Source organism: Klebsiella pneumoniae complex sp. WS1778 (genome assembly GCF_049472055.1).
Taxonomy (GTDB): Bacteria; Pseudomonadota; Gammaproteobacteria; order Enterobacterales; family Enterobacteriaceae; genus Klebsiella; species Klebsiella quasipneumoniae.
This window is the reverse complement of sequence record NZ_JBKGTJ010000001.1, coordinates 1,236,444-1,249,388: the sequence shown is the minus strand read 5'-3', so window position 1 is coordinate 1,249,388 and position 12,945 is coordinate 1,236,444. Positions and strand designations below refer to the sequence as shown.

General features: G+C 58.9%; 13 protein-coding genes. 8 read left to right on the top strand and 5 right to left on the bottom strand.

What is annotated here, in order from left to right; translation table 11 throughout:
• Window positions 1-2 precede the first annotated feature (2 nt).
• Both pheT and ihfA read left to right on the top strand, forming a co-directional pair.
• Entirely contained in the window at window positions 3-2,390 is a 2,388-nt protein-coding gene (gene pheT / locus ACLEXF_RS06410; RefSeq protein WP_205437229.1) for a phenylalanine--tRNA ligase subunit beta, read from the top strand.
• A gap of 4 nt (window positions 2,391-2,394) precedes the next feature.
• Window positions 2,395-2,694 carry an integration host factor subunit alpha gene (ihfA, locus tag ACLEXF_RS06405; protein ID WP_002909098.1) on the top strand — a complete coding sequence of 100 codons (300 nt, stop codon included), beginning with the start codon at window positions 2,395-2,397 and terminating at the stop codon, window positions 2,692-2,694.
• 52 nt (window positions 2,695-2,746) lie between these two features.
• Here the strand turns inward: ihfA and ACLEXF_RS06400 are convergent, their stop codons facing one another.
• The 3 genes from ACLEXF_RS06400 to ACLEXF_RS06390 are packed head-to-tail and all read right to left on the bottom strand — an operon-like array spanning window position 2,747 to window position 5,314.
• Entirely contained in the window at window positions 2,747-3,100 is a 354-nt protein-coding gene (locus ACLEXF_RS06400; protein ID WP_004203134.1) for a RidA family protein, read from the bottom strand.
• The gene (locus tag ACLEXF_RS06395) at window positions 3,097-4,362 is read right to left on the bottom strand and encodes a D-amino acid dehydrogenase (protein ID WP_323108547.1); all 1,266 of its coding nucleotides are present in this window, start codon (window positions 4,360-4,362) and stop codon (window positions 3,097-3,099) included. Before ACLEXF_RS06395 ends, ACLEXF_RS06400 begins: the two co-directional genes overlap by 4 nt.
• Before the next feature lie 37 nt (window positions 4,363-4,399).
• Window positions 4,400-5,314 carry a LysR family transcriptional regulator gene (locus ACLEXF_RS06390; protein WP_004203130.1) on the bottom strand — a complete coding sequence of 305 codons (915 nt, stop codon included), beginning with the start codon at window positions 5,312-5,314 and terminating at the stop codon, window positions 4,400-4,402.
• A gap of 276 nt (window positions 5,315-5,590) precedes the next feature.
• On the opposite strand from ACLEXF_RS06390, the gene ACLEXF_RS06385 reads away from it, so the two are divergent.
• Together ACLEXF_RS06385 and btuC are read left to right on the top strand one after the other, a co-directional pair.
• A complete protein-coding gene (locus ACLEXF_RS06385) occupies window positions 5,591-7,024 on the top strand; it encodes a gluconate:proton symporter (protein ID WP_043519797.1) in 1,434 nt (477 codons plus the stop codon).
• A gap of 121 nt (window positions 7,025-7,145) precedes the next feature.
• Window positions 7,146-8,123 (top strand): vitamin B12 ABC transporter permease BtuC, encoded by a 978-nt coding sequence (gene btuC, locus ACLEXF_RS06380; RefSeq protein WP_004203127.1) that lies wholly within the window; start codon window positions 7,146-7,148, stop codon window positions 8,121-8,123.
• A gap of 45 nt (window positions 8,124-8,168) precedes the next feature.
• Here btuC and ACLEXF_RS06375 read toward each other — a convergent pair whose 3' ends face one another.
• Window positions 8,169-8,969, bottom strand: coding sequence for a MetQ/NlpA family ABC transporter substrate-binding protein (locus ACLEXF_RS06375; protein WP_004203125.1), 801 nt, complete (start codon window positions 8,967-8,969; stop codon window positions 8,169-8,171).
• 236 nt (window positions 8,970-9,205) lie between these two features.
• On the opposite strand from ACLEXF_RS06375, the gene ACLEXF_RS06370 reads away from it, so the two are divergent.
• The 4 genes from ACLEXF_RS06370 (at window position 9,206) to selO (ending at window position 12,608) form a co-directional block, all read left to right on the top strand.
• On the top strand, window positions 9,206-9,757 hold the full coding sequence (locus tag ACLEXF_RS06370; protein ID WP_004203124.1) for a glutathione peroxidase: 552 nt from the start codon (window positions 9,206-9,208) through the stop codon (window positions 9,755-9,757).
• On the top strand, window positions 9,757-10,506 hold the full coding sequence (gene btuD, locus ACLEXF_RS06365; RefSeq protein ID WP_043519798.1) for a vitamin B12 ABC transporter ATP-binding protein BtuD: 750 nt from the start codon (window positions 9,757-9,759) through the stop codon (window positions 10,504-10,506). Before ACLEXF_RS06370 ends, btuD begins: the two co-directional genes overlap by 1 nt.
• 81 nt (window positions 10,507-10,587) lie before the next feature.
• On the top strand, window positions 10,588-11,052 hold the full coding sequence (locus tag ACLEXF_RS06360; RefSeq protein ID WP_002909082.1) for an NlpC/P60 family protein: 465 nt from the start codon (window positions 10,588-10,590) through the stop codon (window positions 11,050-11,052).
• A gap of 113 nt (window positions 11,053-11,165) precedes the next feature.
• On the top strand, window positions 11,166-12,608 hold the full coding sequence (gene selO, locus ACLEXF_RS06355; RefSeq protein WP_407259754.1) for a protein adenylyltransferase SelO: 1,443 nt from the start codon (window positions 11,166-11,168) through the stop codon (window positions 12,606-12,608).
• 29 nt (window positions 12,609-12,637) lie between these two features.
• Here selO and hemP read toward each other — a convergent pair whose 3' ends face one another.
• Window positions 12,638-12,817 carry a hemin uptake protein HemP gene (hemP, locus tag ACLEXF_RS06350; RefSeq protein ID WP_023290103.1) on the bottom strand — a complete coding sequence of 60 codons (180 nt, stop codon included), beginning with the start codon at window positions 12,815-12,817 and terminating at the stop codon, window positions 12,638-12,640.
• Window positions 12,818-12,945: the final 128 nt, after the last annotated feature.

The window sequence follows — 12,945 nt, the reverse complement described above, 5'->3', positions numbered from 1 at the left end:
CAATGAAATTCAGTGAACTGTGGTTACGCGAGTGGGTTAACCCGGCGATCGACAGCGAAGCGCTTTCCGATCAGATCACCATGGCGGGCCTCGAAGTGGACGGCGTTGAGCCGGTTGCCGGCAGCTTCAACGGCGTCGTTGTTGGTGAAGTCGTGGAGTGCGGTCAGCACCCGAACGCCGACAAACTGCGCGTCACTAAAGTCAACGTCGGCGGCGAACGCCTACTGGACATCGTCTGCGGCGCGCCAAACTGCCGTCAGGGGCTGAAAGTCGCCGTGGCGACCATCGGCGCCGTGCTGCCGGGCGATTTTAAAATCAAGGCTGCGAAGCTGCGCGGCGAACCGTCAGAAGGGATGCTGTGCTCCTTCTCCGAGCTGGGCATTTCCGACGATCATAGCGGAATTATCGAGCTGCCGGCGGATGCGCCGATCGGTACCGATATTCGCGAATACCTTAAGCTAGACGATAACACCATCGAGATCAGCGTCACCCCGAACCGCGCCGACTGCCTGGGCATCATCGGCGTCGCGCGCGACGTGGCCGTGCTGAACAAGGCGCCGCTGAAGGCGCCGGAAATCACCCCGGTTGCCGCCACCATTGACGATGTGCTGCCGATTCAGGTTGACGCCCCGCAGGCGTGCCCGCGCTATCTGGGCCGCGTGGTGAAAGGCATCAACGTCAAAGCGCCGACGCCGCTGTGGATGAAAGAGAAACTGCGCCGCTGCGGGATCCGCTCCATCGACGCGGTGGTTGACGTAACCAACTATGTGCTGCTTGAGCTGGGCCAGCCGATGCACGCCTTTGACCGCGACCGTATCGAAGGCGGGATCGTGGTGCGCATGGCGAAAGAGGGCGAAACCCTGGTCCTGCTTGATGGCTCCGAAGCGAAGCTCGACAGCGATACCCTGGTCATTGCTGACCACAACAAAGCGCTGGCAATGGGCGGGATCTTCGGCGGGGAGCACTCCGGCGTTAACGACGAAACCCAGAACGTGCTGCTGGAGTGTGCCTTCTTCAGCCCGCTGTCTATCACCGGCCGCGCGCGCCGTCACGGCCTGCACACCGATGCCTCTCATCGCTATGAGCGCGGCGTCGATCCGGCCCTGCAGTATAAAGCGCTGGAGCGCGCCACGCGTCTGCTGATCGACCTCTGCGGCGGCGAAGCCGGCCCGGTGATCGACGTGACCAACGAAGAGACTCTGCCAAAACGCGCCACCATCACTCTGCGTCGTAGCAAACTGGATCGCCTGATTGGCCACCATATCGACGACGCGCAGGTTACCGATATTCTGCAGCGCCTCGGCTGCGAAGTGACGGTGGGTGAAGGCGAATGGCAGGCGGTGGCCCCGAGCTGGCGTTTCGACATGGAGATCGAAGAGGATCTGGTCGAGGAAGTGGCTCGCGTTTATGGCTACAACAACATTCCTGATGAGCCGGTGCAGGCGGGTCTGATCATGGGTACCCACCGTGAAGCCGACCTGTCGCTGAAGCGGGTGAAAACGCTGCTGAATGACAAAGGCTATCAGGAAGTGATCACCTACAGCTTCGTCGACCCGAAAGTCCAGCAGCTGATCCACGCCGGTGAAGAGGCGCTGATCCTGCCAAGCCCGATCTCCAGCGAAATGTCGGCGATGCGCCTGTCGCTGTGGACTGGCCTGCTGGGGACCGTGGTCTACAACCAGAACCGTCAGCAGAGCCGGGTACGCATCTTTGAGAGTGGTCTGCGCTTTGTGCCGGACACCAACGCGCCGCTGGGCATTCGGCAGGATGTGATGCTGGCCGGGGCCATCTGCGGCAACCGCTACGAAGAGCACTGGACACTGGCGAAAGAGACGGTCGATTTCTATGATCTGAAAGGCGATCTGGAAGCCGTTCTGGATTTAACCGGAAAATTAGCGGATATCGAATTCCGTGCTGAAGCGACCACCGCGCTGCATCCGGGGCAATCCGCAGCGATTTATCTTAAAGGTGAACGCATTGGTTTCATTGGGGTTGTTCATCCTGAGCTGGAACGTAAACTGGATCTGAACGGTCGCACTCTGGTGTTTGAACTGGAGTGGAACAAGCTCGCAGACCGCGTGGTGCCTCAGGCGCGCGATATTTCCCGCTTCCCGGCGAACCGTCGCGACATCGCGGTGCTGGTCGCGGAAAACGTGGCTGCCGCCGATGTTTTAGCCGAATGTAAGAAAGTTGGCGTAAATCAGGTAGTTGGCGTAAACTTATTTGACGTGTACCGTGGTAAAGGTGTGGCGGAAGGGTATAAGAGCCTTGCGATTAGCCTGATCCTGCAGGATACCAGCCGTACACTCGAAGAAGAGGAGATTGCCGCTACCGTTGCCAGATGTGTAGAGGCATTAAAAGAGCGATTCCAGGCATCATTGAGGGATTGAACCTATGGCGCTTACAAAAGCTGAAATGTCAGAATATCTGTTTGATAAGCTTGGGCTTAGCAAGCGGGATGCCAAAGAACTGGTCGAGTTGTTTTTCGAAGAGATCCGTCGTGCTCTGGAAAACGGAGAACAGGTCAAACTCTCCGGGTTCGGCAACTTCGATTTGCGGGATAAAAACCAACGCCCGGGACGTAACCCGAAGACGGGGGAGGATATTCCCATTACAGCCCGGCGCGTGGTGACCTTCAGACCCGGTCAGAAGCTGAAAAGCCGTGTCGAAAACGCGTCGCCTAAAGACAAATAATCTGAACTAATTAAAAAGGCCGCATCGCGGCCTTTTTCTTTTCTGTCGAAACTTACGCTTTAACGGCAGTGAGCATGATCTCCACCAGGATTTCTGGTCGCGCCATCTCCGCCTGCACGGCCGCTCGCGCCGGGCTATGGCCGTCCGGCATCCACTCCACCCACGCCTCATTGAACGCAGCAAAGTCACGTTCGATATTTTTCAGCCAGATCTGCGCGGAGAGAATGTGCCGCTTATCGCTCCCGGACTCTGCCAGCAGGGCGTCGATCTTCTCCAGCACTTCGCGGGTCTGCAAGGTGATCTCCTCCTCGTTGCTTTTCGGCGTCTGTCCGGAGAGGAACAGCAGATTGCCATACTCAACGCTGGCGGAAAGACGAGGTTGTGGATGATTGCGAATAATTGTCATGCGGTTTGTTTCCATGTGAGACCTTCTAAAGAAATGTCTGGCATCTGATTGTCGATTAACGCGCCCAGCACCACCGCGCTGCCGGCGGCGAGGGTAAAGCCGAGGCTTCCCTGGCCGAGGTTCATCCACAGGTTGGGGTAGCCGGCGCGTCCCAGCAGCGGTGGGCCGGCTGGCGTTGAGGGGCGCATGCCGGTCCAGGCTTCGGCCTTGTCCAACCCCTCGAGTTCGGGAAAGCTACGGGCGACGATGCTCTTCAGCGCCTGAATGCGGCTTTCGCGCAGTTCGTCGCCGTCGTAGCCGATGTCCACCATCGCTGCGATGCGCAACTGCTGGCCAAGGCGGGCATAGACAATTTTGTGCCCATAGTCGGTAACGCTGATGTCCGGCGCAATGCCCGTCTGTTGGGGATAGGGAAGGGTCAGGCTATACCCCTTCAGGGCGCAGAGCGGCACGCGAACGCCCAGATGTCCCAGCAGCGGGCCGCTGCCGTTTCCGGCGGCGACGACATACTCATCGCCGGTGATGCTCCCGCGGCTGGTCTCCAGGGCGCTGACGCGTCCGCCGCGCTTAGTGAGCTGCAGCACCTCACAGTGGGTCAGCAGGCTGAAGCGGCTGCTGGCGGTGAGCTTGTCGAGCAGCGCAAGGCAAAACTGATGGCAATCCGCCGTTTCATCCCCCGGCGAATAAATGCCGCCCTGTAGCGAAGGGCTGATATGTTTTAGCGCCGGCTCCAGCCGCAGGCAGGCTTCAGCATTCAGCACCTGCTGATATTGAGGATCTATCCCTTTTGCCGCTTTAGTAAAATCGTATTCCCGGCGATGGATAATTAATTTTCCGCTGCGTCGCCAGTGAAAATCGGCAAGCCTATCCTCTTCCCGCCACGACTGCATAACCTGCCGGCTGAGCAGCGACAGACGCAATATATGGTCGCCGTTTATTTTATTGGTCTGGCTATTACAGGCGCGCAGGAACTGCAGCAGCCAGCGCCACTGCTGAAAAGAGATATTGAGACGCATATTGAGCGGCGAATCGGCTTTACCCATCCATCTCATCCCCTGCAGGGGAACGCCGCTGTCGGCAAGGGGAGCGACGTAGCGGTAACTTAATTGTCCGCCGTTGGCAAAACTGGTGGCGCTGGCCGGTTCGCCATTGCGCTCCAGTAATTGCACCTGATGGCCGCGCTTAATCAGTTCCCAGGCCGTGGCCAGACCGACCACGCCGCCGCCGATAATGACAATGCGTTTGTTCATAACCCGATATATCCACCGCTGATCAATTTATCGGGTTATGTCAAAGCATTTACCCCAGCGGCGCAATTGACTTTTTATGGTCAGGGTATAACCGCAGGTTAATCTCCTTGAGCTGCTGGCGCAGGCGCTGGCAGAGAAAATCGACGAACTTTTGCGCCATCGGGCTCAGGGAAACGTCGGCCCGCCGTAACAGGCAGAGGTTAATCGCGATCGGCGGCGTAATGGGATGGATCATCTCGGGAGAAAGGTTGTGCTGGGCGGAAAAGATATCGGTAATGCTGCAGCCCATGCCGCGCTTCACGAACTCGGTGGCCATATAGTAGGTCTGGACGTTTAGCCGGGTAGTGGAAAAGTCGCGACGGGTGGCGATGGCGGCGGAGAGCGAGTGCGGCCCCGGCGAGATCCACCGCTGCTGGTCGATCTCGCTGATGTCCACCGCACCCTGACGATAATGACGGTCGATATACACCAGCGGCACTTCGGCAATCAGGGTGGTAAGGATCTCTCCCTGCTGCACCGGCTGCAGCGTCAGCGCTAAATCTATCTCGCGTAAATCCAGTTTTCTAACCAGCGTCTCGGTGTGTTCTGTGGTGAGCGTCATTACCAGGTTGCTGTTTTGTTGATAAAAATCGGTCACCAGCTCCGGTACCAGGCTTAACCCCAGGCTTGGCAGGCAGCCTAAGGTGATTTTGGCACGCGGATCGCGGGCCAGGTTATCGGCCAGCAGGCGCAGGTTATCGAGGTCCTGATAAATAGTCTGCGCTTTTTCGAAAAGTGTGATCGCCTCGCTGGTCGGCAGCAGCTTGCCGCGCACCCGCTGAAAGAGGGTAAAGCCCAGCTTCAGCTCGGCGCTTTTTAACGCTTTGCTGGCCGCTGGCTGGGAGATATTGAGCGATTCCGCTGCCCGTGACAGAGAGCCGCAGGTCATGACGGCATAGAAGATTTCCAGATGACGCAGTTTCATGAACAGTTAACTCAGGGTTATAGCCTACCGATAAAAAGTCATTTTCTACTAACACTAAGTTAACATAAATTTAATCACCAATCAGCGCATTGGTTACATATTGTGCTGCTGGCCCCGCCTGATGGCGGAATAAAACGCTCTCAGAATCGTTTCCTTTGTACCCCACCAGACCCTCAGGCCGCGGCCAATAATGAAAAAGAGGGAGGATATTTTCTGAGCAGGCCCCAATACACCACCTGACCTTTACGGTCGGATTGATTGGCATTAAGGAGTGTTATGAGTGACTCAACGCTCGCAGGCAATACGCCTGTCAGACGAAATATCACGCGAAAAAACGTTATTACCGGTCTGTTATTGCTGCTGTTCGTGTTGATTGCGCTGTGGTGCCACGGTCGACCGGGCAGCGAGCTTGGCCTGCTGGGATTTACGCCGCTGGTGGCGTTAGCGATATTATCGCTGATCGGCGTCGATATTGTGCTGGCGGTCATCTCCTCGATTATTATCGCCATGATCATGACCTCGACCGGTCTGCAGGAAATGGGCGTGATGTTGGCGAAATCCACCGGGTCATTTATTGCCACCGTCGGGCTTATCATTATGCTCGGCGCCGGCGTGGGGGAGGTAGCCACCCGCACCGGTGCGGCGGTTGAGCTGGTGAAATTCGTGGTCCACCGTATTGGGCTGTCGAGCCAGACGCGGGTCAAGTTCGGCATTGTGGTGTCATCGATTTTAATTTGCGGTTCGCTGGGCACCATGGCCGGCGGCAACGCGATTATTGTCGCAGTGATTATCCCCGTAGCGGCGGCGGTACGCTTAACGCCGCCGACGGTGGCCGCGCTGATGATGACCGCCGGTTCCGTTGGACTCTTTACCGGGCCCTTCACTCCCAGTACCGTGACGATCCTCAGCCTTGGCGGACTGAGCTATCCGGATTATCTGCTGTATGTCGGCCTGCCGATGAGCGCCGTCACCCTGTTAGCCGGCTGGATCATGGCGGGACGGATCCAGAAGATGACCGAAGGCAAACTGCGCTATGAGGTCGATCTCTCGGAAAAGCCGCAAGAGGAACTTAACGCCGCGCAGCAGCGCCGGCGTAAATTAAGCGCGCTGGCTTTCGCCGCGACCATCATCGTGATGGCGGTAGTTGGAGTGGTGATTAAAGCCGGCTTTAGCTTTGCAATTATCGTCATGCTGCTGGTGGCGCTGATGACCGGGCTGGTGGGCGGCCTGCGGCCGACGCAGATCCTGCAGGCGCTCTATCACGGCTGCGGTCGTCTGGTGTGGATGTTTATTCTCTACTGGCTGTACAACCCGATCCTTGAGCTGATGGATGGCCTGCACGCCTATCAGGGGCTGCTGGAGTATACCCAGCCGTTGCTGGAGGGGATCTCCCCGGCCTGGCTGTGCTTTAGCATCTTCGCGTTCAATATTATCGGCCATGTGCCTGGCGCGGCGGTGGCCCAGATGACCTTTACTCATAAAATCTTTGGCCCAATGCTGATGGCCGCCGGCGTGCCGCCGCAGGGGACCACCGCGGTGCTGCTGGCCTCGTCTCAGGTGGACTGGTTCGGGCCGTTCCCCTCATCGGACATGTTCGGCCAGATGGGGCTGGCACAGTCTACACATCTGAAATACATGCTCTATAACGGCTGGGCAATCGTGGTGGCGAACATCATTCTCTTCGCGCTGCTGTTTCAGATCCTGGTGTAAAGCGGGATGGTCGACGCGGGGGAGCCTCCTCCGCGTCGACGTTTGGCCGTGAGGTTTTCCTTTTCTCACCGCGACAGCCACCGTAAAATCAGCCTCTTGTTCCCAGTGCGTAATGGAATCTATGCTGACTCTCGCCCATCTCCAACAGCGCCGCAGCCGGCGTTGGCTCTTTGGTTTAACGCTGTTGCTGCTGGTCACCCTGCTGATCAGTCTGTGCGCGGGGGATCAATGGATCCCGCCCGGCGAGTGGTTCAGCGCCAAGGGGCAGCTGTTTATCTGGCAGATCCGCCTGCCGCGGACCCTGGCGGTGCTGCTGGTGGGGGCGGCGCTGGCGCTCTCCGGGGCGATAATGCAGGCGCTGTTTGAAAATCCGCTGGCGGAACCGGGTCTGCTGGGCGTCTCCAACGGCGCGGGCGTCGGGCTGATTGCCGCCGTCCTGTTGGGCAAAGGCCTGTTACCAGGCTGGGCGCTTGGGCTGTGCGCGATCCTTGGCGCGCTGCTGATCACCTTTATTCTGCTGCGTTTCGCCCGCCGCCATCTTTCCACCAGCCGTCTGCTGCTGGCGGGGGTGGCGCTGGGCATCATCTGCAGCGCCCTGATGACCTGGGCGGTGTACTTCTCCACCTCTTTTGACCTGCGGCAGCTGATGTACTGGATGATGGGCGGGTTTGGCGGCGTCGACTGGCAGCAGCTGTGGCTGATGATAGCCCTCCTGCCGGTGCTCTGCTGGGTCTGTCTGCAGTCACAACCCCTGAATTTACTGGCGCTGGGCGAAGTCTCCGCCCGTCAGCTCGGGCTGCCGCTGTGGCTGTGGCGCAAGCTGCTGGTGGTGGCGACCGGCTGGATGGTCGGCGTGAGCGTGGCGCTGGCGGGGGCGATTGGCTTTATCGGCCTGGTGATCCCGCACATTCTGCGGCTATGCGGCTTGAGCGATCACCGGGTGTTGCTCCCGGCCTGCATGCTGGCGGGGGCAAGCGCTTTGCTGGGGGCGGATATTATCGCCCGGCTGGCGCTTTCCGCCGCTGAGCTGCCGATTGGCGTGGTGACGGCGACGCTGGGCGCGCCGGTCTTTATCTGGTTGCTGCTGCGCTCGCGGTGACGGGGATAGCGCGACGCCGTCTGCAGGGACGGCGCCGGCTCGGGCTTACCAGCCTTTGATCGCGTCGCCTTTGTAGACTTCCTTCGCTTTTTCCGCGACTTCACTGGTCTGGAAGGCGGCTTTCAGTTCCTGAATTTTCTTGCTGTCCTTGTTATCCTCGCGGGCGACGATCGCATTCACGTAAGGGGAATCCGGTCCCTCCATAAACAGGCCGTCGCGGGCGGCCGACAGGCCGGCCTGGGCGGAGAAGTTGGTGTTAATGATTGACAGGCTGACGTTCGGGTCATCCAGAGTACGAGTCAGCTGCGGGGTATCCACCTCCACAATTTTCAGCTGTTTTGGGTTGTCGATGATATCCAGCGTGGTGGGTAAATAGCCGACGCCCGGTTTCAGCTTGAGCAGTCCCTGCGCCTGAAGCAGCAGCAGGCTGCGGCCCAGGGTGGTGGTTTCATTAGAGATGGTCACTGTCGCCCCCTCAGGGAGCTCGCTGATATTTTTGATACGATGTGAATAGGCGGCGATAGGGAAGACAAAGGTTTTACCCACCACCGCGAATTTATAGCCGCGCTCCTTCGACTGCGCCTCAAGGTAAGGCAGGGTCTGGAAGGCGTTGGCATCCACATCTTTGTTGTTCAGCGCTTCGTTAGGCAGCACGTAATCATTGAAGGAGACCACTTCGACGTCGAGGTGATATTTATCCTTCGCTACCTGCTCCACTACTTTCCAGATGGCTTCGTCCGGCCCGGTATTGATAGCGACTTTCACTTTATTATCTTCATCCGGAGAGCAGGCGCTCAGCAGGGCGACAGAGGCGGCGATTAACGCCAGGCTAAACAACTTCTTCATCAATAAAACTCTCTTAAATTAACAAGTAACAAAACCATATTACATTCATGGAACACTGTACACGGAAATGGTTGCCTGCCCAATTGAGAGGATTTCATGTTGTCGACGGGCAGCGAAGCGCTGTTACATCATGCGACAACTCGCGGGGATTGGCAGTAGAATGGCGGGCGCTGAATCCGCTACAGTAGATAGGGATCACCTTCACCGGAAACCGGTTTATCCATTGAGGACAGGCTATGCAACATGACATTCTGAATACCGAAGTGACGACCATTGATGGCGAGAAAACCACCCTGGCATCCTTTGCCGGCAAGGTACTGCTGATCGTCAATGTGGCCTCCAAATGCGGCCTGACGCCGCAGTACGAGCAACTGGAGGACCTGCAAAAGCAGTTTGCCGGCGAGGGCTTCAGCGTCCTGGGCTTCCCCTGCAACCAGTTCCTCGGCCAGGAGCCGGGCAGTGAAGAAGAGATTAAGACCTTCTGCAGCACCACCTACGGCGTCACCTTCCCGCTGTTCAGCAAGATTGACGTCAACGGCGAACATCGCGCGCCGCTCTATCAAAAGCTGGTTGCCGCCGCGCCGAAGGCGGTGGCCCCGGAAGGCAGCGGTTTTTATGAGCGGATGGCCAGCAAGGGCCGGGCGCCGCTGTACGTGGACGACATTCTGTGGAATTTCGAAAAATTCCTCGTCGATCGCCAGGGCAACGTCATTCAGCGCTTCTCTCCGGACATGACGCCGGACGATCCGCAGCTGGTGGCGGCGATTAAAGGAGCGCTGGCGAAATAATGTCGTTTCTGATGCAGCTACAGGATGTAGAAGCGGCGGGGCGTTTGGCCCCGTTTTCTGCGGCCTTTCGCGCCGGGGAGATCGTCCACCTGGTGGGGCCTAACGGCGCAGGGAAGAGCACGCTGCTGGCCCGCATGGCGGGACTGTCCGACGGCCCCGGTACGATTCATTTTAACGGACGACGGCTTGACGAGTGGCCGGCGACGGAGCTGGCGCGCCGTCGCGGATATCTGTGTCAACACCAGACCCCGCCGTTCGCCATGCCGGTGTGGCACTACCTGGCGCTGCATATGCAGCAGCAGGGTGATAGCGCCCGTCTGAGCGATATCGCGGCCCGGCTTGGTCTGGACAATAAGCTGGGCCGTCCGGTCAATCAGCTGTCGGGCGGCGAGTGGCAGCGCGTGCGGCTGGCGGCAGTGATCCTGCAGATCGATCCCTTAAGCAATCCCATGGGTCAACTGCTGCTGCTGGATGAGCCGATGAACAGTCTGGATGTGGCCCAGCAGGCGGCGCTGGATCGGCTGTTACGCGAGCTAAGCGCGGCGGGAATTGCGGTGGTGATGAGCAGTCACGATCTCAACCACACTTTGCGCCATGCCGGACAGAGCTGGCTGCTCTGCCAGGGGGAAGCCATCGCCTGCGGGGAGACCGCCGAGGTGCTGAATGAGGAAAATTTAACCGCCGCCTATGCGATCCCGTTCCAGCGCGTGGAGGTGGCCGGTCATATTATGCTCATCGCGTCACAGTAGCACGCAGTTATCTTGTCACTATATTGATAAACAAGCTAAATTATTGCGATAAAGAGACTAGGGACAGAGGGATCATCTGAAATGCGCTTCTGGTTCATGTTGGCGGCGGCGTTAATTTTAGCCGGCTGCAGCAGCCATCGGGCACCGCCGCCGAATCCTCGGCTGGCTGACTCCATTACGGTGGTGGCGAATCTGAACGAGCAGCTGCGCAGCTGGCGCGGCGCACCGTATCGCTACGGCGGCATGACGCCGCGCGGCGTCGACTGCTCCGGCTTTGTGGTGCGCACGTTTCGCGATAAATTTGCCCTCCAGCTGCCGCGCGAAACCCGCGAGCAGGCGGAAATCGGTACCCGGATTGATAAGCGCGATCTGCTGCCTGGCGATCTGGTGTTCTTCAAAACCGGCTCAGGCGAAAGCGGCCTGCACGTCGGCATCTACGATACCGATAACCAGTTTATACATGCCTCCACCAGTCAGGGCGTCACCCGTTCCTCGCTGGATAACGTCTACTGGAACAAAAAGTTCTGGCAGGCGCGGCGTATCTGACGTCATTCAGCGGCCTGAGGGAAGCGAGCGCTTCCCTTTTTTATGCCGATAACCCTGCACTCCGCCCGTGTTAATCCGCTGTTCCAGGCACTACACTGGAGAGAGGAGGAACCATGACCCTTTCTTTTACCACCCACTGGCGGGATGAACTGCCGGACTTTTACACTTCCCTGTCACCAACGCCGCTGGATAACGCCCGACTTATCTGGCGCAACGCCCCGCTGGCGCAACAGCTGGGCGTCCCTGACGCGCTGTTTGCGCCTGAAAGCGGGGCCGGCGTCTGGGGCGGGGAAGCGCTGCTCCCGGGCATGTCCCCGCTGGCGCAGGTATACAGCGGCCATCAGTTTGGCGCCTGGGCCGGCCAGCTGGGCGACGGCCGTGGGATCCTGCTCGGCGAGCAGCAGCTGGCGGATGGCCGTCGTTACGACTGGCATCTGAAAGGCGCCGGCCTGACCCCCTATTCGCGGATGGGAGACGGCCGCGCCGTGCTGCGCTCGACGATCCGGGAAAGTCTGGCGTCAGAGGCGATGCACGCCCTGGGGATCCCGACGACGCGCGCCCTGGCGATGGTGACCAGCGATACGCCGGTCTACCGCGAGCGCGTGGAGCCTGGCGCGATGCTGATGCGCGTGGCCGAGAGCCATGTCCGCTTTGGCCATTTCGAACATTTTTACTATCGTCGCGAGCCGCAGAAGGTCCAGCAGCTGGCCGACTATGTCATTCGCCACCACTGGCCGCAACTGCAGGATGAGGCGGACAAGTACCTGTTATGGTTCCGTGACGTTGTCACGCGTACCGCGCAGACCATCGCCAGCTGGCAAACCGTGGGCTTTGCCCATGGGGTGATGAATACCGACAACATGTCGATTCTCGGTTTGACCATCGACTACGGCCCGTATGGCTTCCTTGACGATTTTCAGCCGGACTTCATCTGCAACCACTCCGACTATCAGGGGCGCTACAGTTTTGAAAACCAGCCGGCGGTGGGGCTGTGGAATCTGCAGCGTCTGGCCCAGTCGCTGTCGCCGTTTATCAGCACCGAAGCGCTGAATGCGACGCTGGATGAGTATCAGCACGCCTTGCTGACCGCCTATGGCCAGCGGATGCGCGACAAGCTTGGCCTGTTCAGCCAGCAGAAAGGGGATAACGACCTGCTCGACGGTCTGTTTGCCCTGATGATCCGCGAAAGAAGCGACTATACCCGAACGTTCCGCCTGCTGAGCCACAGCGAACAGCTCAGCGCCGCCTCGCCGCTGCGCGACGAGTTTATCGACCGTGCAGCTTTCGACAGCTGGTTCGCCGGATATCGCGCGCGGCTGCGTGATGAACAGGTGGGGGATGCCCAGCGCCAGCAGCGGATGCAGGGCGTCAACCCGGCGCTGGTATTACGTAACTGGCTGGCGCAGCGGGCGATCGAGCAGGCTGAGGCTGGCGATATGGGGGAGCTGGAGCGTCTGCATGCCGCGCTGGCCGATCCCTTCACCGATCGCGAGGACGACTACGTCCGCCGGCCGCCGGACTGGGGGAAACGTCTGGAAGTCAGCTGCTCGAGCTAACTCGCCTCGCCCCGCGCACCGCGGGGCGACTATTTGGTCAGGATCAACTTCCCGGCGTGGGTCTGGCGCAGCAGATAGCGCTGGCCGCCATGCTCAATGACTACCCGTCCTTCGCTGCCTAACAGAACCCGACTGCTGATCTGTCTGTCCGTCGCCACGGGATAGGGGGCATTGTCTTTTGGTTTTTCAGCTGTGGCAGTGTTATCCATACGCGTCATAGCTCTCAAAATAAAAATCAAAGCAACAATGATAATCATTATCAATAATGTTGTTTTTGACGGCAAGCGTTATTTCTCGTGTTACCGAATTTGGTAGGGAATGTCAGAAGGGGTTCGCC

Excerpts from the sequence above, each read along its gene's own strand:
- pheT (WP_205437229.1), top strand. The coding sequence starts at position 3 with ATGAAATTCAGTGAACTGTGGTTACGCGAGTGGGTTAACCCGGCGATC.
- ihfA (WP_002909098.1), top strand. The coding sequence starts at position 2,395 with ATGGCGCTTACAAAAGCTGAAATGTCAGAATATCTGTTTGATAAGCTT.
- ACLEXF_RS06400 (WP_004203134.1), bottom strand. The coding sequence starts at position 3,100 with ATGACAATTATTCGCAATCATCCACAACCTCGTCTTTCCGCCAGCGTT.
- ACLEXF_RS06390 (WP_004203130.1), bottom strand. The coding sequence starts at position 5,314 with ATGAAACTGCGTCATCTGGAAATCTTCTATGCCGTCATGACCTGCGGC.
- ACLEXF_RS06385 (WP_043519797.1), top strand. The coding sequence starts at position 5,591 with ATGAGTGACTCAACGCTCGCAGGCAATACGCCTGTCAGACGAAATATC.
- btuC (WP_004203127.1), top strand. The coding sequence starts at position 7,146 with ATGCTGACTCTCGCCCATCTCCAACAGCGCCGCAGCCGGCGTTGGCTC.
- ACLEXF_RS06375 (WP_004203125.1), bottom strand. The coding sequence starts at position 8,969 with ATGAAGAAGTTGTTTAGCCTGGCGTTAATCGCCGCCTCTGTCGCCCTG.
- ACLEXF_RS06370 (WP_004203124.1), top strand. The coding sequence starts at position 9,206 with ATGCAACATGACATTCTGAATACCGAAGTGACGACCATTGATGGCGAG.
- btuD (WP_043519798.1), top strand. The coding sequence starts at position 9,757 with ATGTCGTTTCTGATGCAGCTACAGGATGTAGAAGCGGCGGGGCGTTTG.
- ACLEXF_RS06360 (WP_002909082.1), top strand. The coding sequence starts at position 10,588 with ATGCGCTTCTGGTTCATGTTGGCGGCGGCGTTAATTTTAGCCGGCTGC.
- selO (WP_407259754.1), top strand. The coding sequence starts at position 11,166 with ATGACCCTTTCTTTTACCACCCACTGGCGGGATGAACTGCCGGACTTT.
- hemP (WP_023290103.1), bottom strand. The coding sequence starts at position 12,817 with ATGGATAACACTGCCACAGCTGAAAAACCAAAAGACAATGCCCCCTAT.